General features: G+C 65.5%; 31 protein-coding genes and 1 riboswitch. Of the genes, 25 read left to right on the forward strand and 6 right to left on the reverse strand.

Annotated features, from left to right (window positions below; all coding sequences use genetic code 11):
* Nucleotides 1-63 precede the first annotated feature (63 nt).
* The 10 genes from EA798_RS15825 to nhaD all read left to right on the forward strand — a co-directional run bounded on the left by EA798_RS15825 (nucleotide 64) and on the right by nhaD (nucleotide 7,956).
* Nucleotides 64-618, forward strand: a complete 555-nt coding sequence (locus tag EA798_RS15825; RefSeq protein WP_122099542.1) for a putative natural product biosynthesis protein — start codon at nucleotides 64-66, stop codon at nucleotides 616-618.
* Between the two features lie 322 nt (nucleotides 619-940).
* Entirely contained in the window at nucleotides 941-1,120 is a 180-nt protein-coding gene (gene cydP / locus EA798_RS15830) for a cytochrome oxidase putative small subunit CydP (RefSeq protein WP_045157703.1), read from the forward strand.
* The gene (locus EA798_RS15835; protein WP_122099543.1) at nucleotides 1,117-2,730 is read left to right on the forward strand and encodes a cytochrome ubiquinol oxidase subunit I; all 1,614 of its coding nucleotides are present in this window, start codon (nucleotides 1,117-1,119) and stop codon (nucleotides 2,728-2,730) included. The genes cydP and EA798_RS15835 overlap by 4 nt, the downstream gene beginning before the upstream one ends.
* A gap of 12 nt (nucleotides 2,731-2,742) precedes the next feature.
* The gene (gene cydB, locus EA798_RS15840) at nucleotides 2,743-3,885 is read left to right on the forward strand and encodes a cytochrome d ubiquinol oxidase subunit II (RefSeq protein WP_122099544.1); all 1,143 of its coding nucleotides are present in this window, start codon (nucleotides 2,743-2,745) and stop codon (nucleotides 3,883-3,885) included.
* 45 nt (nucleotides 3,886-3,930) lie between these two features.
* Entirely contained in the window at nucleotides 3,931-4,035 is a 105-nt protein-coding gene (gene cydX, locus EA798_RS15845) for a cytochrome bd-I oxidase subunit CydX (protein WP_003292563.1), read from the forward strand.
* Nucleotides 4,032-4,328, forward strand: a complete 297-nt coding sequence (locus tag EA798_RS15850; RefSeq protein WP_122099545.1) for a cyd operon YbgE family protein — start codon at nucleotides 4,032-4,034, stop codon at nucleotides 4,326-4,328. Before cydX ends, EA798_RS15850 begins: the two co-directional genes overlap by 4 nt.
* A gap of 122 nt (nucleotides 4,329-4,450) precedes the next feature.
* Complete coding sequence (locus tag EA798_RS15855) at nucleotides 4,451-5,215, forward strand: NAD-dependent deacylase (RefSeq protein WP_122099546.1); 765 nt, start codon at nucleotides 4,451-4,453, stop codon at nucleotides 5,213-5,215.
* A 67-nt stretch (nucleotides 5,216-5,282) separates the two neighbouring features.
* Nucleotides 5,283-5,915: a C40 family peptidase gene (locus EA798_RS15860; RefSeq protein WP_122099547.1), complete on the forward strand. Its 633-nt coding sequence runs from the start codon at nucleotides 5,283-5,285 to the stop codon at nucleotides 5,913-5,915.
* A gap of 76 nt (nucleotides 5,916-5,991) precedes the next feature.
* Nucleotides 5,992-6,516 (forward strand): C40 family peptidase, encoded by a 525-nt coding sequence (locus tag EA798_RS15865; RefSeq protein WP_122099548.1) that lies wholly within the window; start codon nucleotides 5,992-5,994, stop codon nucleotides 6,514-6,516.
* A 186-nt stretch (nucleotides 6,517-6,702) separates the two neighbouring features.
* Nucleotides 6,703-7,956 carry a sodium:proton antiporter NhaD gene (gene nhaD / locus EA798_RS15870; protein ID WP_122099549.1) on the forward strand — a complete coding sequence of 418 codons (1,254 nt, stop codon included), beginning with the start codon at nucleotides 6,703-6,705 and terminating at the stop codon, nucleotides 7,954-7,956.
* 22 nt (nucleotides 7,957-7,978) lie between these two features.
* Here the strand turns inward: nhaD and EA798_RS15875 are convergent, their stop codons facing one another.
* On the reverse strand, nucleotides 7,979-8,782 hold the full coding sequence (locus EA798_RS15875; protein ID WP_106155525.1) for a metallophosphoesterase family protein: 804 nt from the start codon (nucleotides 8,780-8,782) through the stop codon (nucleotides 7,979-7,981).
* Between the two features lie 143 nt (nucleotides 8,783-8,925).
* A riboswitch (cobalamin riboswitch) is annotated at nucleotides 8,926-9,141 on the forward strand.
* 119 nt (nucleotides 9,142-9,260) lie between these two features.
* Here EA798_RS15875 and btuB point away from each other — a divergent pair.
* The 13 genes from btuB (at nucleotide 9,261) to EA798_RS15940 (ending at nucleotide 21,390) form a co-directional block, all read left to right on the forward strand.
* Nucleotides 9,261-11,114, forward strand: a complete 1,854-nt coding sequence (btuB, locus tag EA798_RS15880) for a TonB-dependent vitamin B12 receptor (protein ID WP_122099550.1) — start codon at nucleotides 9,261-9,263, stop codon at nucleotides 11,112-11,114.
* A 46-nt stretch (nucleotides 11,115-11,160) separates the two neighbouring features.
* Nucleotides 11,161-11,730 (forward strand): hypothetical protein, encoded by a 570-nt coding sequence (locus tag EA798_RS15885; RefSeq protein WP_048328720.1) that lies wholly within the window; start codon nucleotides 11,161-11,163, stop codon nucleotides 11,728-11,730.
* Complete coding sequence (gene cobO, locus EA798_RS15890) at nucleotides 11,727-12,338, forward strand: cob(I)yrinic acid a,c-diamide adenosyltransferase (protein ID WP_122099551.1); 612 nt, start codon at nucleotides 11,727-11,729, stop codon at nucleotides 12,336-12,338. Before EA798_RS15885 ends, cobO begins: the two co-directional genes overlap by 4 nt.
* Before the next feature lie 88 nt (nucleotides 12,339-12,426).
* A complete protein-coding gene (locus EA798_RS15895; RefSeq protein WP_122099552.1) occupies nucleotides 12,427-13,719 on the forward strand; it encodes a cobyrinic acid a,c-diamide synthase CobB in 1,293 nt (430 codons plus the stop codon).
* Nucleotides 13,716-14,363: a 5,6-dimethylbenzimidazole synthase gene (gene bluB, locus EA798_RS15900; RefSeq protein WP_122099553.1), complete on the forward strand. Its 648-nt coding sequence runs from the start codon at nucleotides 13,716-13,718 to the stop codon at nucleotides 14,361-14,363. The genes EA798_RS15895 and bluB overlap by 4 nt, the downstream gene beginning before the upstream one ends.
* Entirely contained in the window at nucleotides 14,360-15,160 is an 801-nt protein-coding gene (locus EA798_RS15905) for a cobalamin-binding protein (RefSeq protein ID WP_122099554.1), read from the forward strand. Before bluB ends, EA798_RS15905 begins: the two co-directional genes overlap by 4 nt.
* The gene (gene cbiB, locus EA798_RS15910; protein ID WP_122099555.1) at nucleotides 15,157-16,068 is read left to right on the forward strand and encodes an adenosylcobinamide-phosphate synthase CbiB; all 912 of its coding nucleotides are present in this window, start codon (nucleotides 15,157-15,159) and stop codon (nucleotides 16,066-16,068) included. The genes EA798_RS15905 and cbiB overlap by 4 nt, the downstream gene beginning before the upstream one ends.
* Nucleotides 16,061-17,050 (forward strand): threonine-phosphate decarboxylase CobD, encoded by a 990-nt coding sequence (gene cobD / locus EA798_RS15915; protein ID WP_122099556.1) that lies wholly within the window; start codon nucleotides 16,061-16,063, stop codon nucleotides 17,048-17,050. The genes cbiB and cobD overlap by 8 nt, the downstream gene beginning before the upstream one ends.
* A complete protein-coding gene (locus EA798_RS15920; RefSeq protein ID WP_122099557.1) occupies nucleotides 17,047-18,504 on the forward strand; it encodes a cobyric acid synthase in 1,458 nt (485 codons plus the stop codon). The genes cobD and EA798_RS15920 overlap by 4 nt, the downstream gene beginning before the upstream one ends.
* Nucleotides 18,505-18,506: 2 nt before the next feature.
* Nucleotides 18,507-19,025, forward strand: coding sequence for a bifunctional adenosylcobinamide kinase/adenosylcobinamide-phosphate guanylyltransferase (gene cobU / locus EA798_RS15925; RefSeq protein ID WP_122099558.1), 519 nt, complete (start codon nucleotides 18,507-18,509; stop codon nucleotides 19,023-19,025).
* Nucleotides 19,022-20,074 (forward strand): nicotinate-nucleotide--dimethylbenzimidazole phosphoribosyltransferase, encoded by a 1,053-nt coding sequence (gene cobT, locus EA798_RS15930; protein WP_244221287.1) that lies wholly within the window; start codon nucleotides 19,022-19,024, stop codon nucleotides 20,072-20,074. The genes cobU and cobT overlap by 4 nt, the downstream gene beginning before the upstream one ends.
* A complete protein-coding gene (gene cobC, locus EA798_RS15935) occupies nucleotides 20,071-20,649 on the forward strand; it encodes an alpha-ribazole phosphatase family protein (protein WP_122099560.1) in 579 nt (192 codons plus the stop codon). Before cobT ends, cobC begins: the two co-directional genes overlap by 4 nt.
* A gap of 9 nt (nucleotides 20,650-20,658) precedes the next feature.
* Nucleotides 20,659-21,390 (forward strand): adenosylcobinamide-GDP ribazoletransferase, encoded by a 732-nt coding sequence (locus EA798_RS15940; protein ID WP_122099561.1) that lies wholly within the window; start codon nucleotides 20,659-20,661, stop codon nucleotides 21,388-21,390.
* On the opposite strand, the gene EA798_RS15945 is transcribed toward EA798_RS15940, so the two are convergent.
* A complete protein-coding gene (locus EA798_RS15945) occupies nucleotides 21,387-22,322 on the reverse strand; it encodes a LysR family transcriptional regulator (protein WP_122099562.1) in 936 nt (311 codons plus the stop codon). The two genes, EA798_RS15940 and EA798_RS15945, sit on opposite strands and share 4 nt — an antisense overlap.
* A gap of 131 nt (nucleotides 22,323-22,453) precedes the next feature.
* On the opposite strand from EA798_RS15945, the gene EA798_RS15950 reads away from it, so the two are divergent.
* Complete coding sequence (locus EA798_RS15950) at nucleotides 22,454-22,858, forward strand: RidA family protein (RefSeq protein WP_122099563.1); 405 nt, start codon at nucleotides 22,454-22,456, stop codon at nucleotides 22,856-22,858.
* Between the two features lie 6 nt (nucleotides 22,859-22,864).
* Here the strand turns inward: EA798_RS15950 and modC are convergent, their stop codons facing one another.
* Genes modC through EA798_RS20650 form a run of 4 tightly spaced genes read right to left on the reverse strand, consistent with a single transcriptional unit; the run spans nucleotide 22,865 to nucleotide 25,551 of the window.
* Nucleotides 22,865-23,962 carry a molybdenum ABC transporter ATP-binding protein gene (gene modC, locus EA798_RS15955; RefSeq protein WP_122099564.1) on the reverse strand — a complete coding sequence of 366 codons (1,098 nt, stop codon included), beginning with the start codon at nucleotides 23,960-23,962 and terminating at the stop codon, nucleotides 22,865-22,867.
* On the reverse strand, nucleotides 23,959-24,639 hold the full coding sequence (gene modB, locus EA798_RS15960) for a molybdate ABC transporter permease subunit (RefSeq protein WP_003283954.1): 681 nt from the start codon (nucleotides 24,637-24,639) through the stop codon (nucleotides 23,959-23,961). Before modB ends, modC begins: the two co-directional genes overlap by 4 nt.
* 4 nt (nucleotides 24,640-24,643) lie before the next feature.
* On the reverse strand, nucleotides 24,644-25,402 hold the full coding sequence (modA, locus tag EA798_RS15965) for a molybdate ABC transporter substrate-binding protein (RefSeq protein WP_122099565.1): 759 nt from the start codon (nucleotides 25,400-25,402) through the stop codon (nucleotides 24,644-24,646).
* The gene (locus EA798_RS20650; RefSeq protein ID WP_013982202.1) at nucleotides 25,399-25,551 is read right to left on the reverse strand and encodes a hypothetical protein; all 153 of its coding nucleotides are present in this window, start codon (nucleotides 25,549-25,551) and stop codon (nucleotides 25,399-25,401) included. The genes modA and EA798_RS20650 overlap by 4 nt, the downstream gene beginning before the upstream one ends.
* Here EA798_RS20650 and EA798_RS15970 point away from each other — a divergent pair.
* Nucleotides 25,550-26,098 (forward strand): glutathione peroxidase, encoded by a 549-nt coding sequence (locus tag EA798_RS15970; RefSeq protein WP_122099566.1) that lies wholly within the window; start codon nucleotides 25,550-25,552, stop codon nucleotides 26,096-26,098. The genes EA798_RS20650 and EA798_RS15970 overlap by 2 nt on opposite strands.
* The last annotated feature ends 25 nt before the right edge of the window (nucleotides 26,099-26,123 follow it).

A 26,123-nucleotide genomic window follows, 5' to 3' on the forward strand; every position in this document is an offset into this window, starting at 1 on the left:
TGGCGGACCAGACGGCTACCTGTCGGAGCCTTCCGACGGCCCAGTCAATTCAGGGGATTTCACATGACCATGATGGAACGATTCACCCGCGCCGATAGCCGCGTGAGCTATCGGCTGCCTTTTCCCGATTACCCCAGCAACGCCCGCAGCTTCGTGCATCTGGATGCCAAGTTGCTGCCGTACTGGCATGCGCTGTTCGATGTCTGCCCGCGGCTGCTCAAGCTCGACCCGCCAGAGGGACTGGAGATCTTTCGCCAGTTCATGACCTGGGCCTACGGCTGCCAGCTGGCGCTGGACTGGACCTTCCACCTTGGTGTCTGCCGCTGGTTGCTGGCCTCCGACTACCGCGAGCTGGTCGAGCCGGAGCAGATCGAGGCCATGATGCTTGCCGCCGCGGCGCGTTGGGTCGCCAGCGATGACAGCCCGGCAATCGGCGTCGTGCTCGGCTGGCGCGGCAGCAGCGAGCATGTATTCGACTGGAAGCCGCGGATTCGCCAGGGTGCACGCCCGCTCGCCGCCGAGGCGGAAGAGCTGCCGCCAGCGCCCTGGGACTTCGCCTGGAGCCCGCTGTCGAGTACGGCCGGCAACGGATTTCGCCGCTGGTTGCGTGTGCCATGACTGCGACAGGGCGCCACAGTCTGGCGATCTCGTTGTATCTGCCCCGCCGTCGCTTGCCAGTGTCGCCGGGTGCTACGAGCGCAGCGCCGCATCGGCACGGGGCGGCCCGGGCGGGTGGGGCAGGCTGTCGCAGTTGTCGGCTTGCAGGGTGCGCCGGACACTTTGTCTGCCTCGAACCAGAGCAGCTTCCACGGGTGGTTCGGGGCTTCGCGATTGAGTCCAGGCGTCGCGCCTGGATGCCGGCCCCCACCCCAAGGGGGCCTTCAATCGCAACATGCTGCCGGAGCGCCAGGCGCTCGGGCGGTCACGCAAGGAGGTAGGCATGTTCAAGTCATCGCTCCGGCGAGACGTCGTGCTGGTAGTGCTGGTCAAGGTCGCAATCCTCATAACCATAAAAAACGTCTGGTTCGATGCACCCAGCATTCCCGAGAACGGTTCGGTGCGCGTTGCCGACCATTTGCTTGATTCGCGGGGCTCAAACCCCGAGGGAGGGCCGAGATGATCTCGGAAAGCGTTGTCGATTTATCGCGTCTGCAGTTCGCCATGACGGCTATGTATCACTTTCTCTTCGTGCCGCTGACCCTGGGGCTGGCGTTCCTGCTGGCGATCATGGAGTCGGTCTATGTCATGACCGGCAAGCAGGTCTACAAGGACATGACCCAGTTCTGGGGCAAGCTGTTCGGCATCAACTTCGCCCTGGGCGTCACCACCGGCCTGACCATGGAGTTCCAGTTCGGCACCAACTGGGCCTACTACAGCCACTACGTCGGCGACATCTTCGGTGCACCGCTGGCCATCGAAGGGCTGATGGCGTTCTTTCTCGAATCGACCTTCATCGGCCTGTTCTTCTTCGGCTGGGATCGGCTCAGCAAGGTGCAGCACCTGGCCGTAACCTGGCTGGTGGCGCTGGGCTCGAACCTCTCGGCGCTATGGATCCTCATTGCCAACGGCTGGATGCAGAACCCGGTGGGCTCGGAATTCAACTTCGAGACCATGCGCATGGAACTGGTGGACTTCGGTGCGCTGCTGTTCAACCCGGTGGCGCAGGTCAAGTTCGTCCACACGGTGTCGGCTGGCTACGTCACCGGGGCGATCTTTGTGCTGGCAATCTCGTCCTTCTATCTATTGAAGAAGCGCGACCTGGGCTTTGCCCGCCGCTCGTTCGCCATCGCGGCGGTGTTCGGCCTGGCGTCGACGATCTCGGTGATCATTCTTGGCGACGAATCCGGCTATGAGATCGGTGACGTGCAGAAGGTCAAGCTGGCGGCCATCGAAGCCGAGTGGGATACCCACCCGGCGCCGGCCGGCTTCACCCTGTTCGGCCTGCCCAATCAGCAGGAGATGCGCACCGATTACGAAGTGAAGATCCCTTATGCACTAGGCCTGATCGCTACGCGCTCGGTGGACGAGGAGGTCAGGGGCATCAGGCAGCTGGTCGCCGAGCACGAGCTGCGCATCCGCAACGGCATGCTCGCCTACGAGCGGCTACAGGTGCTGCGTAGCGGCGACAAGTCAGCCGAAGCCATCGCCGCGTTCAACGAGGTCAAGCAGGACCTGGGTTACGGGCTGCTGCTGAAGAAGTACACCGCCGATGTGGTGGACGCCAGCGAAGAACAGATCAAGCTCGCTGCACTGGACACCATTCCCGACGTGTTCAGCCTGTTCTGGACCTTCCGCGTGATGGTCGCTGCCGGCTTTCTGATGCTGGTGCTGTTCGCCCTGGCGAGCTGGGCCTCGATCAAGCGCAATGCCGAGACCAAACCCTGGCTGCTCAGGTTTGCGCTGTTCAGCCTGCCGCTGCCGTGGATCGCGGCGCAGACCGGCTGGTATGTCGCCGAGCATGGCCGCCAGCCGTGGTCGATCGCCGAGGTACTGCCGACCCATCTGTCCACCTCGACGCTGGCGGCCGGTGATATCTGGGGCTCGTTGATCGCCCTGGTGGCCTTCTACAGCCTGCTGCTGGTGATCGAGATGTTCCTGATGATCCGCTTCGCACGGCTTGGGCCGAGCAGCCTGCACACCGGTCGTTATCACTTCGAGCGGAACGTGCGTGAAGCACTGGTGGCACCGGCGCAGCCGAGTGGCCTGACTTCCCAGCCCGGCAGCGTCTGAGGGGGATACGAAATGTTCGATTACGAAGTACTCAAACTTGTCTGGTGGGTGCTGATCGGTGTGTTGCTGATCGGCTTCGCCCTGACCGATGGCTTCGACATGGGCGCTATGGCACTGATGCCCTTCGTCGGCAAGACCGACAACGAGCGACGCGTGGCGATCAACACCATTGCGCCGCACTGGGATGGCAATCAGGTGTGGTTCATCACCGCTGGCGGCGCGCTGTTCGCCGCCTGGCCGATGGTCTATGCGGTCGCTTTCTCCGGCTTGTACTGGGCGATGCTGCTGGTGCTGTTCGCGCTGTTCTGCCGGCCGGTGGGCTTCGACTACCGCAGCAAGGTGGAAGATCCGCGCTGGCGCAGCGCCTGGGACTGGGCCTTGTTCGTCGGCGGTGCGGTGCCAGCGTTGGTGTTCGGCGTGGCCTTCGGCAACCTGTTCCTTGGCCTGCCGTTCCAGCTCGACGAGCTGATGCGCTCGACCTACCAGGGCTCGTTCTTCGCGCTGCTCAACCCGTTCGCGCTGCTCTGCGGCATCGTCAGCCTGAGCATGCTCAGCGCTCACGGCGGCGCCTGGCTGATGCTGCGCACTGACGGCGCGTTAGCCGAGCGCTCGCGGCAGGCCACGCGCCTGTGCGTGCTGGTGTTCCTGTTCGGCTTTGTTGCCGCCGGGTTGTGGCTGATGCTGGGCGTCCAGGGCTTCACCCAACTGTCAGTTACCGATCCGGGGGCAGCGCTCAATCCGCTGCTGGATAAGCAGGTGGTGCAGGACAATGCGGGTTGGCTGGGCAACTATGGACGCTATCCGATCACCGTTATCGCGCCGGTCGCGGGCATTCTCGGGGCGTTGCTGGCGCTGCTCGGTTGCAGTCGCAACAGCGGTGGAGTGAGCTTCGTCGGAACCAGCCTGATGATCGTTGGTAGCATCTGCACCGCCGGTTTCGCCCTGTTTCCCTTCGTCTTTCCGTCGAGCCTCGATCCGGCGTCGAGCCTGACTATCTGGGACGCGGTGTCGAGCCAGAAGACCCTGGGCATCATGTTCGTCGTGGCCTGCCTCTTCGTGCCGCTGATCCTCTGCTACACGCTGTGGAGCTACGTGCGCATGTGGGGCCGGCTCACCCAGAAAACCATTGAAGCCAACCCCCACGGGCTGTACTGACCGAGCGGGTGGGCCGCCGCGCCCGCCCGCCAAGGAGCAATGACTATGTGGTACTTCACCTGGATTCTCGGTGTGCTGCTGGCCTGCAGCTTCGGCATCATCAACGCGCTGTGGCTGGAAGCCACACAGGATCTGGACGCCGAGCCGTGAGCGGCGTCCTGCACCGGCTCAGTTATGGGCCGGCCGGCCGCGTACTTTCCCTGCTGCTGGCTTCGCCGCTGGCGCTGGTGCTGCTGATCCATCCAGCGGCGATGCTGGACGGGCAGGGCGGCTACAGTCACCCGCAGCTGATGCTGGTGATGTGGGGTATTTCTGCAGGCTTCGTGCACGGCGTCGGCTTCGTGCCGCAATGGTGGGGCTGGCGCTGGCTGCTCGGCCCGCTGCCGGCCTGGCTGTTGTGTGCTTTGGGCTACGCGGTGCTGTTCCAGGCCCAGCTGGGCTGAGCAGGGGCGAATGCCTTTGCAGTCAGGCGCGGCGATTCGTAGGCTGATGGCCGTGGTCGCGACGCGGCCATCGGTTCCCCGCATGATCGGGGGAGTGCCACCGAAACGGGTTCGCGACATTCATGGATATCGACAAGGCCGCCCAGGCGCTGAGCGGCGCCGAACGCATTCTGATCATCACCGGGGCAGGGCTGTCGGCCGATTCCGGGCTGCCCACCTATCGTGGCCTCGGCGGGCTCTATAACGGCGAAACCGAAGACGGCCTGCCGATCGAGGTGGCGCTATCCGGGCCGACGCTGCGGCGTGATCCGGCGTTGTGCTGGAAGTATCTCGCCGAGATCGGGCGGGCCTGCCTGGCGGCCGAACCCAACGCGGGTCACTTCGCCATCGCCGAGCTGCAGCGGCGCAAGCCGGGCACCTGGGTGCTGACCCAGAACATCGATGGCTTTCACCGCCGCGCCGGCAGTCCGCCGGATCGCTTGATCGAGATTCACGGTCAGCTGGCGCCGCTGTCGTGCATGGGCTGCGGCAAGGTCGACGAACGTCCACTGCCTTCGCTGCTGGATCAGCCATTGCCGCCACGTTGCCTGACTTGCGACGGGGTGCTGCGTCCCGCCGTGGTGCTATTCGAGGAAATGCTGCCTGCGACAGCCCTGGCTACGTTGCAGGAACAATCGCGTATCGGCTTTGACGCCGTGCTGGTAGTGGGCACGACGGCGAGCTTCGGCTACATCCTCGAACCCGTCTGGCGAGCCCGACAGAGCGGTGGCTTCGTCGTCGAGGTGAATCTACAACCGACCGATATCAGCCCGTTTGCCGACGTGCGGCTGGAAGGAAGGGCCGTAGACGTTTTGTCGCATTTAATCCGTCACATTTCGTCCGATTAAATTTGATCATCGAAGCGATAGAAGGCATAGTCGCCGGCACTTTGAAATCACCGACACGGTCGTGCCCATGCGCAAACGCTTCGCACCCCTCGTGCCTCTCGCACTTATCGCCCTGCTGACGGCCTGTGCCGGTCAGCCTGTACAGACCGAGCAGCAGATCGAATCGCCTCGGCTGTCGCAAAACCATCCCCTGGCTGGCTTCGACTTCGCGGCCCTCGACAAGAGCGAAGAAGAGTCGCTGGCCGAGCTCACCGACGAGCACGAATACCAGCTGCCGGAACTGGCTGACAGCATCCTCGAACGTGGCTTTACCTTGGTCGGTACGCCTTATCGCTTCGGCGGCAGTTCGGTGAAGACCGGCTTCGACTGCAGCGGCTTCGTCGGCTTCCTGTTCCGCAAGGAAGCAGGGCTCGAGCTGCCACGCTCCACCCGCGAGCTGATCAACCTCGACGCGCCGGTGGTCAAGCGCAACGAGCTGGAGCCGGGTGACGTGGTGTTCTTCAACAACCGCGGCCGCGGTCGCGTCAGCCACGCCGGCATCTACATCGGCGATGACCAGTTCATCCATGCTTCCAGCAGCCGCAGCGGCGGCGTACGCGTCGACAGCCTCGATGACAAGTACTGGCGTGCCAGCTACATGGAAGCCAAGCGCGTCCTGGCGCTGGCTACCGATCTGGAGCCGCATACGGCTCAACGCTGATTTGGCGACTTGCGGGGGTTGCGTCTGGCCCCGCATGCCGGCAGAGTGATGGCTCATTTGCCTGGACCGCTCTGCGATGCACTACCCGGCCCGTCTTACGCTTGTCGTTCTCTTTGCGCTGCTGGCCGCCTGTGCCGGTCAGCCGCCGGCGCCGCCAGTCGTTCAGGAACCCAATGTCACTCATCCGGTGCCCGGTGTTGCCGAAGATGTGCTGTTCAGCGCGCTCGGGCTGGTCGGCACGCCCTATCGCTGGGGCGGCAATACGCCGGACAGCGGCTTCGACTGCAGCGGGCTGATCGGCTACGTCTATCGCGGCGCGGCCGGCATCAGCCTGCCTCGTACCACGCAGGAAATGAGCAATCTGCGCGGGCCGGCCGTGCGGCGCCATGCGCTGCAACCCGGTGATCTGGTGTTTTTCGCTACCAGCGGAGGCCGGCGCGTCAGCCACGCCGGTATCTATGTCGGTCAGGACCGTTTCGTCCATGCGCCTTCGTCCGGTGGCACGGTACGCCTGGACAGTCTTGGCGCCAGCTACTGGCAGAAAAACTACCTGGGTGCCAAGCGTGTGCTCGATCACGAACAGCTGGCACGCAACCCCTGAGTCGCTGTTCCCCTCTTGGCAGCCCATGCGTTGCCTCTGCTGATATCACATCCTGAAACAGTCTCCGTTTGACATGCGGTGATTTCGCTCGTCTCGGCGTTTGGCTACCATGCGCTGCCCAATTTTCCTTCCGTGCGCAGCCCGCTGTGCACAAGCCCCTTTCCCTGCTTTCCCATTAGGTGAGTTATGCCTGTATTGCTGACGTACGTGCTGATTGCACTGGCGGTGGCGGCACTGCTTGGTGTCGTGCTTGAAGAAATAACCCATGTAAACAAGGCCAAGGTGACGCTGTTCTTCGGCACGCTGGCCTGGCTGCTGCTTTTCATCTTCGCTCCGGCCGGCGAGGCGCGGGAAACCGTGCTGGAGAGCCTCAACGAAAACATCGCCGAAATTGCCGGGCTGTGGATTTTCCTGGTGGCGGCCATGACCTTCGTCGCCTATCTGAACAAGAAGGGGATGATCGAGAACCTGATCTATCTCGTGTTGCCGAAAAGAATCAGCGAGCGCGCGCTGCTGTTTCTCACCGCCACCTTCTGCTTCGTGTTCTCGTCGCTGGCCGACAACATTACCGCGACGCTGGTCTCCATCACCCTGATCCTCTCGCTGCAGCTGGATCGGGCGAAGACCATCAAGTTCGCCACGCTGGTGGTGTTTGCCGTCAACTCCGGTGGCGTCGCGCTGATCACCGGTGACGTCACCACGCTGATGATCTTCCTGGCTGGCAAGGTGGCAATACTCCAGCTGCTGGTGCTGGCCGTGCCGGCGTTTATCGCGGTGATGGTGCTGGCAGCGATGCTGTCGATCGGCATGAAAGGCGAGGTGATGGTGCAAGGCCAGCGCAACGATGTGCGTGGCGTCGATGTGGCGATTGCGCTGATCTTCCTGTGCACCATTCTGAGCACCATCATCGGCAACTTCCTGTTCCAGATTCCGCCAGTGCTGACCTTCCTCGCCGGGCTGTCGGTGATGTTCCTGGTGGCGCGCTTCTTCAGTGACGACAACGATTCCGACCCGATCCTCGAGTACGTGCGTCAGGTGGAGTTCGAGACGCTGTTCTTCTTCCTCGGCATCCTGCTGCTGGTGGGCATGCTCAAGGAGATCCGCGTGCTTGACGGGCTGGTGCACATCTATGACCAGGTGCCGGCGGTGATGGCCAACTACCTGATGGGGGTGATGTCGGCGGCGATCGACAACGTGCCGCTGACCGCCGCGTTGCTCAAGTCCGGGCTGGAAATGGGCGTTGCCGAATGGATGGTTCTGACCTATGCGGTCGGCGTCGGTGGTTCGCTGCTGGTGATCGGTTCGGCCGCCGGTATCGTCGCGATGAGCAAGGTGCCGGGGCTGACCTTCGGCAGCTACCTGCGGCACATGCTCTATCTGTTCGTCGCCTTCAACATCGGTTTCGCCGGTGTCTACCTGATCGGTCTGTCGATAGGCTGATCACCACGCGCGAGCGCCGGAGTCACCAGCTCAGGTTGAAGTGCGAACCCAGCACGAAGCGGCCGCCGGAAAGATCCCAGCGCTCCACGCAGACCTTCTTTTCGGCGCCCGGGTGCAGCTTGAGGCGGTTGAAGGAGTTCGGTGAGGTGCCACGCAGGCGGGTCGAGAGCGTGGTGCCGGCCTGCACCATCCAGATCTCGCGCGCGAGGCCGCTGTACTGCCTGGACAGCGGCAGCACATAGGGCAGATGGATATGCCCGCCCATGACCAGATCCAGCCCGTGTTCGGCCCAGCGCTGCAGCGCGGGTTCGGCGCCGTGCTGCAGGTTGCTCAGGTCGCTCGGTACCATCGCGCCGAATGGCTGGTGGGCCACCACGATGCGAATCTTGCGCGGGTCGCTTTCCCCCAGACGTCGAGCCACGTCCTCGACTTGTCGCGCCGTCACCACGCCGTCCTTGTGCCGGCGCGGATGGGTGGTATTGAGCCCGATCACCAGCATCTGCTCGTTCTCGAAAACCGGTTCCAGTTCGTCGCCGAAATGCCGGCGGTAATTGCCGTAGGGCGTGAACAGGCGCGCGAACACGTTGTACAGCGGAATGTCGTGGTTGCCCGGAATCACCAGCGTGTCGCGCACCCCATTGGCTTCCACGCGTTGCACGAAGGCGGCGGCACTGGCGAACTGCTCGCGGCGGGCGCGCTGGGTGATGTCGCCGGAGAACACCAGCAGGTCGGCGCTGTGTTCGCGTATGTGATCTTCCAGTGCTTGAACCACGCTGGCTTGTTCGGTGCCGAAATGGGTATCGGAAATCTGCACGATGCTGGTCATGGCGTCGGATATGGGTCCTGGCTGATCGGGGCATTGTTGCATTCGAAGCCTTTTGGCGTCCGCCGTTCCGAGCACCGAGATGCAAGCGGAAATTGCAGGGCGCTGCGACAACCCCGCGGTTGCACCAAGCCCGGCCTTGGACTAACCTCCGCGACGCCTCAGGTGCCCCCTCTTCAGCGAGGGGGTGAAACAGGGAAGCCGGTCCATTCTCACGAAGATTCCGGCGCTGCCCCCGCAACGGTAGGCGAGTCGAGAAACCCTAACAGCCACTGTGCTCAACGCATGGGAAGGCGCGGTTTCGGGACGCCGCAAGGCGTACGCTCGCAAGCCCGGAGACCGGCCTGTCGCATTTCACTGACAGTGCGGCGGGCGCTGGGCGGGTGCGTATCCCTCGTGGTATTCACTTCTCTTCTGCAGTTCCTCCGTCTGTCTTCGTCGACTTTCAGTCGTGCGGGTGGGCACGACGGAGACCTGAACCTTGACTGGCAAGCCCCGTTTCAAGCCAGCGGCCTGTGTGCTGCTCGGCAGTTTCCCCTTTTCCATCGGCCAACTGGCTGCAGCCCCGCTGGACCTCGAACAGCAGGTGGTGACCGCCACCCGTACCGCGCAAACTGCCCAGCAGAGCCTGGCCGCAGTCACCGTGCTGGATCGCGAGCGCATCGAGCGCAGCCAGGCGAGTTCGTTACCGGAGCTGCTCAAGCAGGTGCCTGGCGTTTCGCTGGCCAACAACGGCGGGCCTGGCAAGTCCACCTCGCTGTTCATGCGCGGTACCGAGTCCGACCATGTGTTGGTAATGATCGATGGCATCAAGATCGGCTCGGTAACGGCCGGCGGTGCCGCGCTGCAGGATCTGCCGCTGGAGCTGATCGAGCGCATCGAGGTGGTGCGCGGCCCGCGTTCCAGCCTGTACGGCTCGGAAGCCATTGGCGGCGTGATCCAGATCTTCACCCGCAAGGGCCAGGGGCAGGGCGTCAAGCCGTTCTTCTCCGCCGGCTACGGCACTCATGACACCTACACGGGCAGCGCCGGCGTATCCGGCGGTGACGGTCGTGGCTGGTACAGCCTGGGCGTCAGCGGCTCGGACACCGATGGCATCAACGTCAAGTCGGCGGGCACCAGCGGTTACGAAAGTGATGCCGATGGTTATCGCAACCTGTCTGCCACGCTTGCCGCCGGCTACCGCTTCGACAATGGCCTGGAGCTGGACGCCAACCTGCTGCAGGCCAAGGCGCACAACGATTACGACAGCGTGAACAGCAAGCGCACATCTGGCTTCGGCGCAAACGCCGATGGCGAGTCGAAAGTATTCGGCACGCGCGCGCGCTTCAGTCCACTGGAGCCCTGGCGGGTGACGCTGCAGGCCGGACGCAGCGAAGACAAGTCCGATGCCTATCAGGACGGGCGGTTCAACTCGCGTTTCGACAGCCGTCGCGACACGCTCAGCTGGCAGAACGATATCGAGCTCGCCACCGGCCATACCCTAACGCTGGGCGCAGACCACCAGCGCGACGAGGTCAATGGCACGACGGTGTACGCCGAGGATTCTCGGGACAACGACGGCTACTTCGCTCAATACCTTGGCGAGGTCGGCCGCCATGACTGGCAGCTTTCGCTGCGTCGTGATGACAACGAGCAGTTCGGCCAGCACGACACCGGCAACATCGGCTACGGCTATGCGCTGACCGACTGGTTGCGCGGAACCATTAGCTACGGCACGGCATTCAAGGCGCCGACCTTCAACGAGCTGTATTTCCCCGGCTACGGCAATCCCGAACTGGATGCGGAAACCTCCAGGAGCCTTGAGGTCGGCCTTGCCGGGCAGCATCGTTGGGGGCAGTGGGCAGTGAATACCTATCGCACCGTGGTCGATGAGCTCATCGCCTATGACGCCAGCATCTCCGCTCCGGCCAACGTGCAGCAAGCGCGCATCCGCGGGGTCGAGCTGGTGCTCGGCAGCCAACTGCTCGGCTGGGACTGGAATGCCAACTACAGCCTGCTGGAACCGGAGAACCGCTCCGCCGGCGCCAACCGGGGCAACGAACTGGCGCGTCGCGCCAAGCAGCTGTTCAACCTCGACCTCGATCGCCGGCTCGGCGCCTTCAGCGTCGGTGCCAGCCTGCATGCCGAGGGACAGCGCTACGACGATCTGGCCAACACCCGCGAGCTGTCCGGCTACGCCACCCTCGATCTGCGCGGCGAATACCGCATTACCCCCGAGTGGCGCCTGCAGGCGCGCGTCGCCAACCTGCTGGATGCCGACTACGAGACCGCGGAGGGTTACAACCAGCCCGGCCAGGCGGCCTACCTGACGGTGCGCTACCAGGCCTTGTAAGACTGCGGCGCGGGCATGTCGCCCGCGCCCAACAAAGGAGACTGCAATGATCAAGCTTGCCCCGAGATACCAGCTGCTGGTGGGCCTTGCGCTCGCTGCGCTGCTGGCCATGACCCGCGGACAGCACTTCGCCAGCGTCAACCTGCCCAGCGCGTCCTGGGCGGTGTTCTTTCTCGCCGGTGTGCTCGTACGGCCGAAGTGGGTGTTTCCGGCGCTGTTTCTCGAGGCTTCGCTGCTCGATTTCGCCGCCATCCAGTGGGCGGGTGTGAGCGACTGGTGCATGTCGCCGGCCTACTGGATGCTGGTGCCGGCCTACGGTTCGCTGTGGTTGGGCGGGCGCCTGTATGCCCGCTGGCATCGTGACCAATTCAGCAGTCTGGCGACCTTGGCGCTGTGCGTGATGGTCAGCGCCTTCGTCTGCTACCTGTTCTCCGGCGGCGGCTTCCTCTATTTCTCCGGGCGCTACCCCGAGCCGAGCCTGATGCTGCTGGTCGACCGAATCGCCACCTACTACCCGCGTTACCTGTCATCCCTGGCGCTGTACGTTGGCGTTGCGGCGCTGTTGTTCATCGGCCTGCGCGCATGGAGCGCCCAGCGCGGCGAGGCGCGGGCATGAGCGAGTCGAGCGAACGCGACGAACGCCACAAGGCGCGCATGCAGCGCAAGAAGGCGCTGATGGACGAGAAGATCGCCGAGGCGCAGGACGAGTACGGCCTGCTGCTGGTGCATACCGGCAACGGCAAGGGCAAGAGCAGCTCGGCCTTCGGCATGCTGGCGCGTGCGCTGGGCCATGGCATGAAGGTCGGCGTGGTGCAGTTCATCAAGGGCGCGGCCAGCACCGGCGAGGAGGCGTTCTTTCGGCGCTTTCCGGATGAGGTGCGCTACCACGTCATGGGCGAGGGCTTCACCTGGGAAACCCAGGATCGCCAGCGTGACATCGCCAAGGCCCGCGAAGCCTGGGCGGTGGCGGCCGAGCTGCTGGCCGATCCAGAGATTGGCCTGGTGGTGCTCGATGAGCTGAACATCGCATTGAAGTACGGCTACCTGGAGCTCGCGCCGGTGCTTGCCGACGTCGAGTCGCGGCCGCTGCTGCAGCACGTGGTGGTCACCGGCCGCGGCGCGCCGGACGGGCTGATCGAGGCGGCGGATACCGTCACCGAAATGGGCCTGATCAAGCACGCGTTCAAGGCGGGTGTTAAGGCGCAGAAAGGCGTGGAGTTCTGATGATCGTTGCGACCAGTGACGGTGGATGGGTGAAGCGTCATCCACCCTACGGCACCTGCCTGCGTGAAATGGTGAACGGGAGACCGCGATGACCAGTAGAAACTGCCCGGCACTGTTGATCGCCGCACCTGCTTCCGGCCAGGGCAAGACCACCGTCACCGCGGCGCTGGCGCGGTTGCATGCGCGGCAGGGCAAGCGCGTGCGGGTGTTCAAGTGCGGGCCGGACTTTCTCGACCCGATGATCCTCGCGCGTGCCAGCGGCAAGCCGGTCTATCAGCTCGACCTGTGGATGGTCGGCGAAGAGGAGTCGCGGCGCCTGCTCTGGGAAGCGGCGGGCGAGGCCGACCTGATCCTGATCGAAGGGGTGATGGGCCTGTTCGATGGTGCGCCCTCGGCGGCCGATCTGGCGCGGCGCTTCGGCGTGCCGGTGCTGGCGGTCATCGATGGCTCGGCCATGGCGCAGACCTTCGGCGCCATGGCGCACGGGCTGAGCAGCTTCCAGCCGGACCTGCCGTTCGACGGCGTGTTGGCCAATCGGGTCGGCAGCGCCCGGCATGGCGAGATTCTGCGCGACAGCCTGCCGGAATCGATCCGCTGGTACGGCGCCCTGCCGCGCAGTGTCGAGGTGGAGCTGCCCAGTCGGCACCTCGGGCTGGTGCAGGCCGAGGAGCTGGCTGATCTGGACGCCCGCCTGGATGCCGCGGCCGATGCCCTGGCAATCAGTGCCGACACCGAGTTGCCTGCACCGGTCACCTTCGCCGCGCCGGCCAGCGCGCCGCTCGAACCCCTGCTGGCGGGTGTACGCATCGGTGTCGCGCGCGATGCGGCCTTTGCCTTTCTCTACCAGGCCAATCTCGACCTGCTGCAGGCGTTGGGCGCCGAGTTGCTGTTTTTCTCGCCGCTGCGCTTCGCCCGCTTGCCGGCCGTGGACAGCCTGTACCTGCCGGGGGGTTACCCCGAACTGCACCTGCGTGCACTGTCGCGCAACGGACCGATGGCCGAGGCGATCCGCGCGCATCATGAGGCGGGCAAGCCGATCCTGGCCGAGTGCGGCGGCATGCTCTACCTGCTCGACGGGCTGACCGACCGCGGCGACGAGCGCGCGCAGATGCTCGGCCTGCTGCCCGGCGAGGCGCGCATGCACAAGCGCCTGACGGCATTGGCGCTGCAGGAAGTGGAGCTGCCGGAAGGGCGGCTGCGCGGGCACACCTTCCACCATTCCGCGCTGGAGTCGCCACTCGAGCCGTTAGCTCGCGGCGAGTGCCCGAACTACAAGCGCACTGCCGAAGCGGTCTATCGCCGGGGCCGGCTGACGGCGTCCTACATCCACCTCTACCTACCGTCCGATCCGGCAGCCGCCGCGGCGCTGTTCCGGCCATGAGCGCGCATGCCTTCAGCCCGCAGGAGCGCGCGGCGGTCTATCGCGCCATCGGCGAGCGTCGCGACATGCGCCATTTCGCCGGCGGCGAGGTGGCACCGGAGCTGCTGTCGAGGCTGCTCAACGCGGCGCATCAGGCACCCAGTGTCGGCCTGATGCAACCGTGGCGCTTTATCCGCATCACCCGCGCCGAGTTGCGCACGGCCATCGCCGATCTGGTCGGCGAGGAGCGTCAACGCACGGCCCAGGCGCTCGGCGAGCGTTCCGCCGAGTTCATGCGGCTCAAGGTCGAGGGCATCGAGGATTGTGCCGAGCTGCTGGTTGCCGCGTTGATGGATGGCCGCGAGCAACATATCTTCGGCCGCCGCACGCTGCCGGAGATGGACCTCGCCTCGCTGGCCTGCGCGATCCAGAATCTCTGGCTCGCGGCGCGGGCGGAAGGCCTGGGGCTGGGCTGGGTGTCACTGTTCGATCCCGCTGCGCTGGCCGCCTTGCTCGGTATGCCGGAAGGTGCCAAGCCGGTGGCGATACTCTGTCTCGGGCCGGTGCAGGAGTTCTACCCGGTGCCGATGCTGGCACTGGAGGGCTGGACCACGCCGCGACCGCTGCACGAACTGGTTTTCGAGAATGCCTGGGAGGCGAAATGAGCAAGGGGCCGCAGCGCATCGTCTGCCTGTCCACCGAGACCTGCGAAACGCTTTACCTGCTGGGCGAGCAGGCGCGCATCGTCGGCATTTCCGGCTTCACCGTGCGTCCGCCGCAGGCCCGCAAGGAGAAGCCCAAGGTCAGCGGCTTCACCAGCGTCAAGCATGAGCAGATTCTCGCCCTGGAGCCGGACCTGGTGCTCGGCTACAGCGACCTGCAGGGCGACATGCTCGCCGAGCTGGCGCGTGAAGGGCTGGAAGTGCACCTGTTCAACCAGCGCGATATCGCCGGCATCCTGCGCATGATCGAGACCCTCGGTGCGCTGGTGCATGCCGGCGAGCGTGCGCGGGCGCTGATCGCCGAGCTGCAGGCGGGGCTGGATGCCATCCGCGCCAGCGCGGCAACTTTGCCGCGCCGGCCGCGGGTGTATTTCGAGGAGTGGAATGAGCCGCTGATATCCGGCATCGCCTGGGTCAGCGAGCTGATCGAACTGGCCGGTGGCGAGGACTGCTTCGCCGAGCTCGCGCCATTCAAGCGCGCCAAGCAACGCATCATCGAGGACCCGCAGGACGTGGTGCGCCGCGCGCCGGAGCTGATCGTCGGCTCCTGGTGTGGCCGCCGTTTCCGGCCGGAACAGGTGGCGGCCCGGCCAGGCTGGCAGGCGATTCCGGCGGTGCGCACGGGCCAGCTGTACGAGATCAAGTCGCCGGACATCCTCAACCCCGGCCCGGCGGTGCTGACCGACGGCGTACGCCAGCTGCATGCGCTGATCAGTGCCTGCGCGCAGAGGGCCGAGTGAGTCTGTTCCTCACCGTTGGCGCGGCGCTGCTGCTGGATGCGTTGCTAGGCGAGCCGAAGCGGGCACATCCACTGGTGGCCTTCGGTCGCCTGGCCGATCGCCTGGAACAGCATTTCAACGGGGCTGCGGCGCGCGGCTGGCGCAGCCACGGGGTGACCGCCTGGTGCCTGGCGGTGTTGCCACTGACCGTGCTGGCCTGGCTGCTCAGCCTGTTGCCGGGCATCGGCTGGCTGGTGGAGATCGTGCTGCTCTATCTGGCCCTGGGCCTGCGCAGCCTCGGCGAGCATGCACTGCCGGTGGCGCAGGCGCTGTGGCGGCATGATCTGCCCGAGGCACGCCGCCGCGTCGGTTGGATCGTCAGCCGCGACACCACGCAGCTGGATGAGGAGGGCGTGGCCCGCGCGGCCACCGAGTCGGTACTGGAGAACGGCAGCGATGCGGTGTTCGCCGCGCTGTTCTGGTTCGCCGTCGCGGGCGCGCCGGGTGTGGTGCTGTATCGCCTGAGCAACACGCTGGACGCCATGTGGGGCTATCGCAACGCGCGCTTCGAGCGCTTTGGCTGGGCCGCGGCGCGCATCGACGACGTGCTCAATTACGTGCCGGCACGGCTGGTCGCGCTGACCTACGCACTGCTCGGGCGCACCCGCCGCGCGCTGCGTTGCTGGCGCACCCAGGCACCGCTGTGGGACAGCCCCAACGCCGGTCCGGTAATGGCGTCCGGAGCTGGGGCGCTGGGTGTGGTGTTGGGCGGCTCTGCCATTTATCACGGCGAAGTGCATGCACGGCCCGAGCTGGGCCGGGGCAGCGCCCCGCAGGCGCGGCATATCGAACATGCGCTGGACCTGGTCTGGGGGGGCGTCGGTGTCTGGCTGCTGGCGCTGCTGTTCGGTGGCTGGCTCTATGCTTGAGCACGGTGGACGACTGCGCGCAGCCGCACAGCGCTACGGCATTCCGCTTTCGGATTGGCTCGACCTTTCCACCGGTATCGCCCCTTATCACCCGCCGTTGCCGAGCATTTCCAGCTGCGCCTGGACACGTCTGCCAGAGCCTGACGATGGCCTGGAGGAGGCGGCGCGGCAGTACTACGGCGCGCGTGCGGTGTTGCCGGTGGCCGGTTCGCAGAGTGCCATTCAGGCCTTGCCGCGCCTGCGCGGGCAGGCGCGGGTCGGCATCGTGTCGCCCTGTTATGCCGAGCACGCCGAGGCCTGGCGCCGCCTCGGCCATCGGGTCGTCGAGCTCTGCGAGGCCAGCGTGCCGCGCGCGCTGGATCAGCTCGACGTGCTGGTGGTGGTCAACCCGAACAATCCCACCGGCCAGATGATCGCGCCGCAGCGTCTGCTGGAATGGCGCAGCGATCTGGCGGCGTACGGCGGTTGGCTGGTGGTGGATGAGGCGTTCATGGACTGCACGCCCGAGCACAGCCTGGCCGCGCACAGCCACCTGCCGGGACTGGTCGTGCTGCGCTCGTTCGGCAAGTTCTTCGGCCTGGCTGGCGCGCGACTGGGCTTCGTGCTGGCTCATGCCGGCCTGTTGCGTTCCCTCGCCAGGCTGCTCGGCCCCTGGACGGTGAATGGCCCGACCCGGCAGCTCGCTGCCGAGCTGCTGGCCGATCAGTCCGCTCAACAGCGCCAGCGCGAATGCCTGCACTGCGACGGCCAGCGCCTGGTTGATCTGCTGCGGCGCCACGAGCTGGCGCCGCTCGGTGGCTGCGCACTGTTCCAGTGGCGGGTCAGCGCCGACGCCGCGCTCTTGCATGACTTTCTCGCCCGTCGCGGCATTCTCACCCGGCTTTTCGCGCAGCCTTCCAGCGTTCGCTTCGGCCTGCCGACCGATGTCGGCTGGGCGCGCCTGGAGCAGGCACTGCAATCCTTCAGGGAGCAACATCCATGACCACGCTGATGGTGCAGGGCACCACCTCGGATGCCGGCAAGAGCACGCTGGTGACTGCGCTGTGCCGCTGGCTGGCACGCCAGGGCGTTGCCGTCGTGCCGTTCAAACCGCAGAACATGGCGCTCAACAGCGCGGTGACTGCAGATGGCGGTGAAATCGGCAGGGCTCAGGCCGTACAGGCGCAGGCGGCGAACCTTGCGCCGCACACCGACATGAACCCGGTGCTCCTGAAGCCCAACAGCGACATCGGTGCCCAGGTGATCATCCACGGCCGCGCGGTAACCAGCATGGATGCCGTTGCCTACCACGACTACAAGCGCGTGGCGATGCAGGCGGTGCTCGATTCGTACCGGCGGCTGTCAGCGGCTTATCGCGTGGTGATGGTCGAGGGCGCAGGCTCGCCTGCGGAGATCAATCTGCGCGCCGGTGATATCGCCAACATGGGCTTCGCCGAGGCGGCGGACTGCCCGGTGATACTGATCGCCGATATCGACAAGGGGGGCGTGTTCGCCCATCTGGTCGGCACCCTGGCGTTGCTTTCCGAAAGCGAGCAGGCGCGGGTGCAGGGCTTCGTCATCAACCGTTTCCGCGGCGATATCGCGCTGTTGCAGCCCGGCCTCGACTGGCTGGAACAACGCACCGGCAAGCCGGTGCTGGGCGTGCTGCCGTATCTGATGGATTTCCATCTGGAAGCCGAGGACGCCATCGACGTGCGCCAGTCCGGCAGGGCCGGCGAGACGCTGAAGGTGGTGGTGCCCGTGCTGCCGCGCATCAGTAATCACACCGATTTCGATCCGTTGCGCCTGCACCCGCAGGTCGATCTGCAATTCGTCGGTCCCGGACAGGCGATCCCGGCTGCCGATCTGATCATCCTGCCCGGTTCGAAAAGCGTGCGCGCCGACCTTGCCTGGCTGCGCGCCAACGGCTGGGAAGGGGCGATCCGCAAGCACCTGCGCTACGGCGGCAAATTGCTGGGCATCTGCGGCGGCCTGCAGATGCTCGGCACGCGCATTGCCGATCCGCTCGGGCTGGAAGGTCCGGCGGGGGAGAGCGAGGCGCTTGGGCTGCTGGATTTCGACACGGTTCTTGAGACCGACAAGCAGTTGCGCAACGTCACCGGCCGGTTGCTACCGGGCGGCGTGCCGGTCAGCGGCTACGAGATCCATGCCGGCGTCAGCAATGGCCCGGCCCTTGAGCAGCCAGCCGTGCGGCTCGACGACGGACGCTGCGATGGCGCCATCAGCACCGATGGCCAGATTCTCGGCACCTACCTGCACGGCCTGTTCGAAGGCCCCGAGGCCTGTGCCGCGCTGCTGCGCTGGGCTGGGCTTGAGGCGGTACAAACCGTCGATTACCACGGGTTGCGCGAGCGTGACATCGAGCGCCTCGCCGACCTGGTCGAGACGCATCTGGATACCGCGCACCTGCGCCGACTCTGCGGGCTGGGAGGCTGAACATGCTGGAACTGATCCTTGGCGGTGCCCGCTCAGGCAAGAGCCGCTTTGCCGAGCGGCTGGCTGCCGAAAGCGGCCTGTCAGTTACCTATATCGCCACAAGCCAGGCGCTGGACGGCGAGATGACTGAGCGCATCGCCCATCACCGTGAGCGGCGCCCGGCGCACTGGACACTGGTCGAAGAACCCCTGCAACTCGCTCGGGTGCTTCGCGAGCAGGCTGCCGCGAATCGCTGCCTGCTGGTCGACTGCCTGACCCTCTGGCTGACCAACCTGCTGATGCTGGACGACCCGGCGCGCCTCACCGAGGAGCGTGATGCCCTGCTCGAATGCCTGGATGGGTTGCCGGGGCGAGTCCTGCTGGTCAGCAACGAGACCGGCCTCGGGGTGGTGCCGCTGGGCGAGCTGACCCGCCGCTATGTGGACGAGGCCGGCTGGCTGCACCAGGCCGTGGCGGAACGGGCGCAGCGGGTGACCTTCATGGTCGCCGGGCTGCCGATGACATTGAAAGGAGCGCAATGATGCACGATTGGTGGAACGAGACTTGTCGAGCGTTGGACGAAACCGTTCGCGGCCAGGCATTGGCGCGCCAGGACCAGCTGACCAAACCACGCGGCGCGCTTGGTCAGCTCGAAAGTCTGGCGGTGCTGCTGGCGGCCATGCAGGGCAGTGAGCGCCCACAAGTCGAGCGTGTGCATGTCAGTGTGTTCGCCGGCGACCACGGGGTGGTGGAAGAGGGGGTTTCGGCGTATCCGCAATCAGTGACTGGACAGATGCTGCGCAACTTCGTCGGTGGTGGCGCTGCGCTTAGCGTGCTGTCGCGACGCCTGGGTGCGCCATTGGAGGTAACCGATCTGGGCACCGTGGAGCCGCTGCAGTTGGAGGGCGTAAATCACCTGCGCCTTGGCCCTGGCACGGCGAACTTCATTCGCGAAGCGGCAATGAGCGGCGAACAATTGCGTCTGGCCCTTGCAGCCGGCCGCGACAGTGCGCAGCGTGCTGCGGAAGGTTCTGCCCAGCTGTTCATCGGTGGCGAAATGGGCATCGGCAATACCACCAGCGCCAGCGCGTTGGCTGCCGTGCTGCTGCCGCGCTCGCCGTTGACCCTGGTCGGGCCGGGCACCGGCCTCGATCTGGCTGGCGTTCGCCACAAGATTCAGGTGATCCAGAGCGCGGTCCGATTGCATGCTGCGTACTGTGGCGAGCCGCTGGAAGCCTTGCGCCGTCTAGGCGGATTCGAAATCGCGGCCTTGGCGGGTGCTTACCTGTGCTGCGCGCAGCTGGGTGTTCCGGTGCTGGTCGACGGCTTTATTTGCAGCGCTGCCGCACTCTGTGCGGTGCGGCTGAATCCGGCCTGCCGGCCGTGGCTGATTTTCGCCCATCGTTCTGCCGAGCCTGGTCATCTGGCCGTCCTGGAAGCGCTCGGTGCCGTGCCGTTGCTCGATCTCGGCTTGCGCCTGGGTGAAGGCAGCGGGGCGGCGTTGGCGGTGCCGTTGTTGCAGCAGGCCTGCGCGCTGCACAACGACATGGCGACGTTCGCTGAAGCCGCAGTGTCGGACCGAACTGCATGATCACGCGCATCGATCTGCTGCGCCATGGCGAGACCGAGCAGGGCGGCGGCTTTCGCGGCAGTCTCGACGATGCCCTGACCGCTCATGGCTGGCAGCAGATGCGCGATGCGGTGGCACTTGCCGGCCCTTGGGACGTGCTGGTCAGCTCGCCGCTGCAGCGCTGTGCCGCCTTCGCGCGGGAGCTGGCCGCGCAGCAGGGTTTGCCGCTGCAGCTGGAGCCGGACCTGCGCGAGTTGCATTTCGGCGACTGGGAAGGCCGTAGCGCCGCCGATCTGATGCAGGACAGTGCCGAGGCGCTCGGCCTGTTCTGGGCCGATCCCTACGGTTTTACGCCACCCGGTGGCGAACCGCTGGTGCAGTTCGAGGCGCGCGTGCTGGCTGCCATCGACTGTCTTAGGCAGCGCTTTGCCGGCCAGCGACTGTTGGTCATCTGTCATGCCGGCGTGATGCGCCTGCTGCTGACGCACGCGCGGGGCTTGCCAAGGGAGCAGCTGCTGGAGGTGGTGGTGGCCCACGGCGAACTGCTGCCGCTCGACGCTCATCCGGCGGGCGAACCGGTCGCCGTCGAGGAATAGGACCTGCCGATGCTGCCGCTATTGATCGCCCTGCAATTTCTCACCAGCTTGCCGATCCGCTTGCCGGCAATGCCGGAGCCCGAGCAGCAGGGTCGTTCGTTACTGTATTACCCCGTGGTCGGTCTGTTGCTCGGCGCGTTGCTCTGTCTGGCCGCATTTGTACTGGATGGGACGCCGCGGCTGTTACAGGCGGCCTTGCTCCTCACCCTCTGGGTTGCGCTGACCGGCGCCTTGCACCTCGATGGGCTGGCCGACAGTGCCGACGCCTGGCTGGGTGGCTTCGGCGACCGCGAGCGCACGCTGCAAATCATGAAGGACCCGCGCAGCGGCCCGGTCGCCGTGGTGGTTCTGGTGCTTTTGCTGTTGCTTAAATTCAGCGCGCTGTTGGCGTTGCTCCAGGCGCAACAGTACTCCGCACTGTTGCTGGCGCCGGTGCTGGGGCGGGCCGCGCTGCCGGCGCTGTTTCTCTTGACGCCATATGTGCGGCCCAACGGCCTTGGTCATGCGCTGGCAGCGAATCTGCCGCATGGCGGGGCGCGTGGCGTACTGGCGCTGGTCGCGATGGGTTGTGTGCTGTCCGGCAGCAGCGGGCTGATCGCCCTGTCGTTGGCTGCCGTGATCTTCCTGCTGGCGCGTCGCGCCATGCTGCGCCGACTCGGCGGCACCACCGGCGATACCGCCGGCGCGCTGCTGGAGCTGGTGGAGTGCACGGTATTGGTAGGGCTGGCGCTGCAGCTCTAGCGGTCGGCCAGCGGTCGACGGTCGAGCACGGGCGCATGCTGCGCCATCAGTTCGATGACCCAATCGATGAACACGCGCAGCTTGGCGCTGACGTGGCGATTCGGTGGGAATGCCAGATACAGCGGCATTTCGTCGAGCCGCCAGTCTTCCAGCAGTGGCAACAGCTCGCCGTTGGCCAGGTGCGTTCTGACCATGTACTCCGGCAGCCAGATGATGCCCAGCCCGGCCAGCCCCGCGGCCAGGCAGGCGTTGCCATCGTCTACGGCAAGCGCGTAGCGGCCGTGCACCTGAACCTGCTCGCCCTGTCGCTGCATGACGTACGCCGTCGGTTTGCCGGCGCGCGCCCAGAGAAAGCCGACGACACGGTGGTGGCTGTTTTCCAGCTCGCTCGGGTGTGTCGGCACGCCGGCGCGTTCGAGGTAGCCGGGCGCCGCATAGACGCCCAGGCGCAGGTCGCCGACGTGGCGGGCTATCAGTGACTGGTCGGTGATCTCCCCACCACGCACGACGCAGTCCACGTTCTCCCCGATCAGGTCCACCCGCCGGTCGCTGACACCCATGTCCAGCTGGATGTCCGGATACTTCGCATAAAAGGCCGGCAATGCCGGAATCAGGATCATCCGCGCCAGTGGGCTGGGGACGTCCACGCGCAAGCGTCCTCGCGGTACTGCCGCAGCGGCGGACAGACTGGTTTCGGCGTCGTCCAGATCCGCCAGCAGCCGCAGCGCCCGTTCGTAATAGGCGGCACCGTCGGCGGTCACGTTGACCTTGCGCGTGGTGCGGTTGAGCAGCCTGACGCGAAGCCGCGCCTCGAGTTGCTGGACCTGCTGGGTGACGCTGGTCTTGCTGATGCGCAGGGTCTCGGCGGCCTTGGTGAAGCTGCCGGTCTCCACCACGCGAACGAAGGCCTGCATCGCATCGAAACGGTCCATCTGAACTCCCGCGGATTGTTTGGATTATGCAAATAGTGTTGAGCGACCCGGCGCGTTTATCCAGCGCCTTGCGACTTCTACAGTGAGGCCTCTATTCAACGGGTCGCTCCGACCCTTGCTGGAGGTTGCACATGACACCGCGTGACGTTGTTTTTCCGCCTGGCCGCCAGGCGCTCTACGAGCGCAATCGTTATTCCCCGGCCATCCGTGCCAATGGCTTGCTGTTCGTCTCCGGCCAGGTCGGCAGCCGCGAGGACGGCTCACCCGAACCGGAGCTGGAGGCGCAGGTCCGGCGCGCATTCGATAACCTGAATGCGATTCTCGGGGCTGCAGGCTGCACCTTCGACGACGTCATCGACGTCACCGTGTTCATGGTCGATCCGCAAGCGATCTTCGAGCGGGTCTGGAGCGTCGTGCCCGACTACTGGGGCGCTGCGCCGCATCCGACGCTGACCGCGGTCGGGGTTACCTGGCTTTATGGCTTCCAGTTCGAGATCAAGGTGATCGCCAAGCTGCCGGAACCGGCCGAGGCTTGATCCGCCTCAGCCCAGCAGCGCCACCGTCTTGATCTGCGCCCACAGCTGCTGGCCCGGGGTGATCGCCAACTGATCCGCGGAACGCCGGGTGATCCGCGCCAGCAGCGGCGTGCCGCCGGCATCGAGGCGGACCAGCACGTGCGCCGGTGTATCGGCTGCGACCATGGCCTCGACCCGCGCCGGCAGGAGATTGGTGATGCTGCTGCCTTCGGCGCGCTGCAGCGCCAGGCTCACGTCGCGAGCATGCACACGAAAGCGCAGACGCTGGCCCAGGGCTTCCGGGCGCTGCGAGACCAGCACTTCTCCGCCGGGGAAGGTCAGCCGGGTGAGGTGGTAGTGGGCGTCGTGGCTGGCGATCTCGCCTTCCACCACGATGCCGGCGTCATCGCTGAAGGCGGTTGGCAGGTCAAGTCGCGCCAGGGTCTCGCGCAGTTCGCCCTGAGCGATGGCCCGGCCCTGTTCCAGCAGCACCACGTGATCGGCCAGCCGCGCCACTTCGTCCGGCGAGTGGCTGACGTAGAGCACGGGAATATCCAGCTCGTCGTGCAGGCGTTCCAGAAAAGGCAGGATCTCGCTCTTGCGCTTGAGGTCGAGCGCAGCCAGCGGTTCGTCCATCAGCAGCAGGCGCGGGCTGGTCAGCAGCGCGCGGGCGATGCCGACACGCTGGCGCTCGCCGCCGGAAAGCCGATCCGGCATGCGCTCGAGCAGGTGATCGATGCCCAGCAGTTCCACTGCTTGTTCCAGCGCTACACGGCGCTGCGCTGCCGCCACGCGGCGCATGCCGAATTCGAGATTGCGCCTTACCGACAGGTGGGCGAACAGGTTGGCTTCCTGAAACACGTAACCGATGGAACGGCGATGCGGTTGCACGAACAGATTCTGCATGCTGTCCTGCCAGCGTTCGCCATTGACGGTCAGCTCGCCCCGACCTGAGCGCTCCAGGCCCGCCACGCAGCGCAGCAGGGTGGTCTTGCCCGAGCCGGAGTGACCGAACAGCGCGGTCACCCCGCGGCCGGGCAGCTGCAGATCGACATCCAGGCTGAAGTCGGCATAGTCGAGGCGAAAACGTGCCTGAATTCCGCTGTTGCTTGCAGCGTCGCTCATCCGCGCCATCCTTGCTTCAACCGGCTGCCATAAAGCACCAACAGCACCAGAAATGAGAACAGCAGCATGCCGCCGGCCAGCCAGTGCGCCTGGGCATACTCCATGGCTTCGACATGATCGTAGATCTGCACTGACACCACGCGCGTCTGGCCGGGAATGTTGCCGCCGATCATCAGCACCACGCCGAACTCGCCGACGGTATGGGCGAAACCGAGGATGCTGGCGGTGATAAAGCCGGGACGGGCGAGTGGCAGAACCACACTGAAGAAAGTGTCCCAGGGGCCGGCGCGCAGCGTAGCGGCGGCTTCCAGTGGGCGCTCGCCAATGGCTTCGAAGGCGTTCTGCAAGGGTTGCACCACGAACGGCAGTGAGTAGAACACCGAACCGACCACCAACCCGGCAAAGGTAAAGGGCAGGGTGCCCAGGCCAAGACTCTGGGTGAACTGGCCGATGAAGCCATTGGGCCCCATGGCCACCAGCAGGTAGAAGCCGAGCACCGTCGGCGGCAGCACCAGCGGCAGAGCGACCACGGCCCCGATCGGCCCTTTCATGCGCGAAGGGGTGCGTGCCAGCCACCAGGCGATGGGCGTGCCGATCAGCAGCAGGATCAGCGTGGTCACGCTGGCCAGTTTGAAGGTCAGCCAGATTGCTGCCAGGTCGACGCTGTCCAGCGGCATGCGGCTACTCCAGCCCGTAGCCGTAGGACTGGATCAGCTCGCGGATCTGCGGCTGGGCCAGGTAAACCATCAAAGCCTTGGCAGCCGGATTGTCCTTGCCCTTGGTCAGCAGCACGGCGTCCTGACGAATCGGCGCGTGATAGTCGGTGGGCACGATCCAGCCCGAGCCGGTGGTGATCTCGCCATCCTTCGCCACCTGAGACAGCGCAACGAACCCCAGTTGTGCATTGCCGCTGGCGACGAACTGGTAGGTCTGGGCGATGTTTTCACCCTGCACCAGTCGACCGCGGAGGGTTTCGGCAAGGCCGAGCTGCTCCAGTGTGGCCACGGCGGCAGCGCCATAGGGCGCGGTCTTCGGATTGGCCACGGCGAGGTGACGGAAATCGCCGGCCTTCAGCTGCGCAGGGCCATCCTCGACCCACCCGGTGATCGGCGACCACAGCACCAGCCGACCCACGGCATAGGTGAAGCGGCTGCCGCGTACGGCCGCGCCTTCCTGCTCAAGCCGTTGCGGCGTGGTGTCATCCGCTGAAAGCAGCACCTCGAATGGCGCGCCATTGCGAATCTGAGCGTAGAACTTCCCGCTGGCGCCGAAGGCAAGGCGCGCCTGGTGGCCTGTGTCGCGCTCGAAGCGTGCTGCAATCTCCTGCATCGGCGCGGTGAAATTGGAGGCGACGGCAACCTGTACCTGGGCGGCAAAGGCAGTGCTGCCGTGTAGCAGAAGCAGTGCCATGGCAGAGTGGAACAGTCGAGATAGCGTCATACGGCCTCGTTCGGTGCAAAGCGGCTGGCCGCATCATATTGCAGTTTGGCCAGGCTGTGATTGACCGGGCACGCTTCGACGCTCACCGGCATTGTCGCGAGCACGCCGGGGGAGTAGCGTGTTGAATCAGTGATCGGAGAGCTGACCATGAATATCACCCGCCCACTGGTAGTTCTGATGTTGGCCTTCGCCAGCGCCTCGGTGGTTGCCGCCGAATGTCCGGCACTGTTGCAACACGAGCTACCCAAGCTGCGCTCCAAGGACACCGTCGATCTGTGCAGCCAGTTCCAGGGCAAGGCACTGGTAGTGGTCAACACGGCCAGCCATTGCGGATTCACGCCGCAGTTCAAGGGGCTTGAAGCGCTCTACCAGCGTTACAAGGAGGAAGGCCTGGAGGTGCTTGGCGTGCCGTCAGACGATTTTTTTCAGGAGTCAGACGACGAGGCCGAGACGGCCGAGGTCTGTTACGTGAACTATGGCGTGACGTTCACCATGACCCAGACCCAGCCGGTGCGCGGGCGTGACGCTACGCCACTGTTTCGCGAGCTGGCAGAGCAGGCCGGGGCAGCGCCGCGCTGGAATTTCTACAAGTATGTGGTCGATCGGGAAGGGCGCGTCGTTGCGCATTTTTCCAGCAAGGTGAAGCCCGATGACCCGCGGGTGATCGCTGCGGTGGAAAAAGCGCTGGCAAGGTAGAAAAGAAAAAGCCCCGGAGAACCGG

Source organism: Pseudomonas songnenensis, from assembly GCF_003696315.1.
Taxonomy (GTDB): Bacteria; Pseudomonadota; Gammaproteobacteria; order Pseudomonadales; family Pseudomonadaceae; genus Stutzerimonas; species Stutzerimonas songnenensis.

Coding starts and splice junctions, on each gene's coding strand:
- EA798_RS15825 (WP_122099542.1), top strand. CDS start 64: ATGACCATGATGGAACGATTCACCCGCGCCGATAGCCGCGTGAGCTAT.
- cydP (WP_045157703.1), top strand. CDS start 941: ATGTTCAAGTCATCGCTCCGGCGAGACGTCGTGCTGGTAGTGCTGGTC.
- EA798_RS15835 (WP_122099543.1), top strand. CDS start 1,117: ATGATCTCGGAAAGCGTTGTCGATTTATCGCGTCTGCAGTTCGCCATG.
- cydB (WP_122099544.1), top strand. CDS start 2,743: ATGTTCGATTACGAAGTACTCAAACTTGTCTGGTGGGTGCTGATCGGT.
- cydX (WP_003292563.1), top strand. CDS start 3,931: ATGTGGTACTTCACCTGGATTCTCGGTGTGCTGCTGGCCTGCAGCTTC.
- EA798_RS15855 (WP_122099546.1), top strand. CDS start 4,451: ATGGATATCGACAAGGCCGCCCAGGCGCTGAGCGGCGCCGAACGCATT.
- EA798_RS15860 (WP_122099547.1), top strand. CDS start 5,283: ATGCGCAAACGCTTCGCACCCCTCGTGCCTCTCGCACTTATCGCCCTG.
- EA798_RS15865 (WP_122099548.1), top strand. CDS start 5,992: ATGCACTACCCGGCCCGTCTTACGCTTGTCGTTCTCTTTGCGCTGCTG.
- nhaD (WP_122099549.1), top strand. CDS start 6,703: ATGCCTGTATTGCTGACGTACGTGCTGATTGCACTGGCGGTGGCGGCA.
- EA798_RS15875 (WP_106155525.1), bottom strand. CDS start 8,782: ATGACCAGCATCGTGCAGATTTCCGATACCCATTTCGGCACCGAACAA.
- EA798_RS15885 (WP_048328720.1), top strand. CDS start 11,161: ATGATCAAGCTTGCCCCGAGATACCAGCTGCTGGTGGGCCTTGCGCTC.
- cobO (WP_122099551.1), top strand. CDS start 11,727: ATGAGCGAGTCGAGCGAACGCGACGAACGCCACAAGGCGCGCATGCAG.
- EA798_RS15895 (WP_122099552.1), top strand. CDS start 12,427: ATGACCAGTAGAAACTGCCCGGCACTGTTGATCGCCGCACCTGCTTCC.
- bluB (WP_122099553.1), top strand. CDS start 13,716: ATGAGCGCGCATGCCTTCAGCCCGCAGGAGCGCGCGGCGGTCTATCGC.
- EA798_RS15905 (WP_122099554.1), top strand. CDS start 14,360: ATGAGCAAGGGGCCGCAGCGCATCGTCTGCCTGTCCACCGAGACCTGC.
- cobD (WP_122099556.1), top strand. CDS start 16,061: ATGCTTGAGCACGGTGGACGACTGCGCGCAGCCGCACAGCGCTACGGC.
- EA798_RS15920 (WP_122099557.1), top strand. CDS start 17,047: ATGACCACGCTGATGGTGCAGGGCACCACCTCGGATGCCGGCAAGAGC.
- cobU (WP_122099558.1), top strand. CDS start 18,507: ATGCTGGAACTGATCCTTGGCGGTGCCCGCTCAGGCAAGAGCCGCTTT.
- cobT (WP_244221287.1), top strand. CDS start 19,022: ATGATGCACGATTGGTGGAACGAGACTTGTCGAGCGTTGGACGAAACC.
- cobC (WP_122099560.1), top strand. CDS start 20,071: ATGATCACGCGCATCGATCTGCTGCGCCATGGCGAGACCGAGCAGGGC.
- EA798_RS15940 (WP_122099561.1), top strand. CDS start 20,659: ATGCTGCCGCTATTGATCGCCCTGCAATTTCTCACCAGCTTGCCGATC.
- EA798_RS15945 (WP_122099562.1), bottom strand. CDS start 22,322: ATGGACCGTTTCGATGCGATGCAGGCCTTCGTTCGCGTGGTGGAGACC.
- EA798_RS15950 (WP_122099563.1), top strand. CDS start 22,454: ATGACACCGCGTGACGTTGTTTTTCCGCCTGGCCGCCAGGCGCTCTAC.
- modC (WP_122099564.1), bottom strand. CDS start 23,962: ATGAGCGACGCTGCAAGCAACAGCGGAATTCAGGCACGTTTTCGCCTC.
- modB (WP_003283954.1), bottom strand. CDS start 24,639: ATGCCGCTGGACAGCGTCGACCTGGCAGCAATCTGGCTGACCTTCAAA.
- modA (WP_122099565.1), bottom strand. CDS start 25,402: ATGACGCTATCTCGACTGTTCCACTCTGCCATGGCACTGCTTCTGCTA.
- EA798_RS15970 (WP_122099566.1), top strand. CDS start 25,550: ATGAATATCACCCGCCCACTGGTAGTTCTGATGTTGGCCTTCGCCAGC.
- EA798_RS20650 (WP_013982202.1), bottom strand. CDS start 25,551: ATGGTCAGCTCTCCGATCACTGATTCAACACGCTACTCCCCCGGCGTG.